Annotated in this window: 2 protein-coding genes; both read left to right on the top strand. The window is 75.8% G+C overall.

What is annotated here, in order from left to right; all coding sequences use genetic code 11:
* A partial coding sequence (locus ACTUAL_RS08285; RefSeq protein WP_440899834.1) for an MGH1-like glycoside hydrolase domain-containing protein occupies positions 1–1,274 on the top strand: 1,274 nt, incomplete at its 5' end.
* Positions 1,271–2,238 (top strand): MFS transporter (locus ACTUAL_RS08280; protein WP_440899833.1); only part of this gene is annotated, 968 nt, incomplete at its 3' end. The genes ACTUAL_RS08285 and ACTUAL_RS08280, both read left to right, overlap by 4 nt.

The raw sequence follows: 2,238 nt of genomic DNA, 5'->3' as shown, positions 1-2,238 counted from the left end.
AGGTGCTCCGGCCGTCGGAGCTCCCGCGCGCGAGCAGCGAGGCGGGCAGGGCGACGGCGGCGGCTCTGGAGGTGCTGCGCGGCAACCGGCGCACCGGCCGTTCCGCGGAACTGGGCGCCGACTACGCCTTCACCTGCCCCTCCCCCACCAGCTACCCGTTCCAGTGGAACTGGGACAGCTGCTTCCACGCCATCGCGCTCTCCCGCGTCGCCCCGGACCTGGCCAGGCGCGAGGTGGAATCGCTGCTGCTCGGCGCGGACCCCGGTGGTTTCCTGCCCCACATGCTGCTGTGGCAGCAGGACGCGCGGGCCGCTGCCACCGAGGAGTTCCGCATCGCCATGTGGGACCACTGGCGGACCGCGACGATCGCCCCTCCCGTGCTGGCCCGCGCGGTGGCGGCCGTGCACCGGGCCACCGGGGACGACGCGTGGCTGCGCTCGGTGCTGCCAGCGGTGGCCGGGCACTTCGACTGGCTGCACGCCGCGCGCGCGGGACGGGACGGGTTGCTGGTGATCGGCCAGCCCGACGAGTCCGGGTTGGACAGCACGCCCAAGTACGACGCGGTGCTCGGCCTGGACCCGCGCTCCCCCGCGGTCGGTCCCGAGTGGCACGCGGCGATGCGCGCGCTGATCGGTGAGCGGCCTGCCGCCGCGGACCCGTCCGCTTTCCCCTCCGGGCGGTTCCAGTGGGTGGACGTGCTGCTGAACACCGTCTACGCCGACGGGCTCGGCTGCCTGGCGGACCTGGCGGGTGCGGACGGCGCCCGGTTCCGGGCGCGGGCGGCGACCGTGCTGCGGTCGCTGCTGGACGGTTGCTGGGACGAGCGGCGCGGCGCGTTCTGGGACGTCGACGCGGTGTCCGGGCGCAGGGCGGAGGTGCTCACGGCGAGCTCGCTGTTCCCGTTGGTGCTCGCCGATCTGCCCGAACCCGTGGTGACCGCCCTCGTCGACCACTTGGTGGACGAGGACGAGTTCTGGTTGCCCTACCCGGTGCCCAGCGTGGCGGCGACGGAACCGTCGTTCGACGCGGACTTCGCCACCGGCGCGATCTTCCGGGGTTCCACCTGGGTGAACCTGAACTGGTACCTGCACCTGGGGTTGCGCGCGCACGGCAGGCACGACGTCGCCGACGAGCTGGCCGCGCGCACCGTGGCGATGACCGCGGCGGCGGGGATGCGCGAGTGCTACGGGCCCTTCGACGCACGGGGGCACGGGGCGCACGACTTCGGCTGGAGCGCGCTGGTGCTGGACCTGCCCACCGGGGCGGGGGCGTGACGGGCGGCGGGGTGGCGCCCGCGGTGGACGCGTTCCGGCGCGGGCGCCCCACCTTCCTGCTCTACGGCTCGGTGGCCGCCTTCGCGTACGGCCTGTACGCGCTGGGCCCGTACCTGACCCTGCTGGCCGCCGAGCTGGACCTGTCCTACGCCGCGCTGAGCCTGCACTCCACGGCGTGGGCGGCGGGCACGGTCCTGGTGGGGCTGGTCTACGGCCGGGCGAGCGCCGCGCTGGACCGGGCGGTGCTGTTCCGGATCGGCGTGGCCGGTTCGGTGGTCGGCGCGGCGGTGCTGGCGCTGGGCCGCGCGACCCCGGTGACGCTGGCCGGGGCCGCGCTGGGGGGCGCGTTCGGAGCGCTGGTGCAGACCTCGGCGTTCGCCGCGCTCGCCGACCTGCACGGCCCCCTGCGGGACCGCGCCCTCGTCGAGGCGAACATCGGGGCGAGCGCCGCGGCGGTGCTCGCCCCCGTGGCGCTGGGCGGGCTGGCCGTGACGGCGGTGGGGTGGCGCGGCGCGATGTGGTTGCCGGTCGTGGCGCTGCTGGCGCTGGTCGTGGTGTTCCGGGACGTGCGGCTGCCGGGGACGGGATCCACGCCGGGATCGACGCCGGGGTCGACGCGGGCGGGCGGGTTGTCGGCCCGCTGCTGGGCGCTGTGCGCGGTGACCGGGCTCGTGGTGGGCGTGGAGTTCGCGGTCGTCTACTACGGGGGTCAGCTGTTGCGCGAGGGCGCGGGGCTGGACGCGGTGGCCGCGGCGACGTGGATGTCGCTGTTCTTCGTGGCCCAGCTGGTGGGTCGGGTCGTGGGCAGCCGGATCGCGGGCAGGCCGGGGCTGCTGCCCCCGCTGATCGCGGCGGCGATCGGCGGGTTGGCGCTGCTGCGGCTGGGGACGGCTCCCGCGACGGCGCTCACGGGGCTGGCGCTGACCGGGTTGGCCGTGGCCAACCTGTTCCCGCTGGCCTTGTC

The sequence above is a fragment of the Actinosynnema sp. genome, assembly GCF_052038725.1.
Note: the sequence above shows the minus strand (reverse complement) of the source record. Positions and strands in the feature narration are given on the sequence as shown.